The organism is Oleiphilus sp. HI0080 (genome assembly GCF_001635135.1).
Map to the genome: position 1 here is coordinate 1 of NZ_LWFU01000176.1, position 495 is coordinate 495.

At 46.1% G+C, this 495-nt stretch carries 1 protein-coding gene; it reads right to left on the reverse strand.

The features are described from left to right. Nucleotides 1–495: DUF6160 family protein (locus A3751_RS22490; RefSeq protein WP_197466104.1), on the reverse strand; the 495-nt coding region annotated here is incomplete at both ends.

A 495-nucleotide genomic window follows, 5' to 3' on the forward strand; every position in this document is an offset into this window, starting at 1 on the left:
CGTCTAAGCCGCCAAGCTTCTCCCACGCATCTTTATAGCTAACGTGGATCAGTAAGTCGCCATCACCATAGGTCTTTTTACTATCAATCGACATAGGACCTGTTGTGGTCGCGTTTGACTGAATTAGACCCGAAGATACCGCATCGGCAACCGTGATCTGACCTGACTGCGCGTCCAAAAACTTAGTTTCATCCGTGTTACCCGCAGCAGACGCTGCAAGCGCTTGAATTTCCGCTACTTTTCTGACGCCTGAAAAACCGGTTTCAAGATAATTGTCTGCGATACCGTTTGCCGGATCGATCAGGCCAGAACCCGCAATATCGAGTTTCACGCGAACATTATCGAAATAACCACCAGGATCAACGTTTTCATTTGCACCAAAACTAATGCCATTCAAAAATATACTACCAGCGTCTTTATACATAAATTCGCCGATCGTGTATTTTGTTTCTAGATCAATCGTCAAACCGGCTTGGCCAGTTAACGCGCTCATTG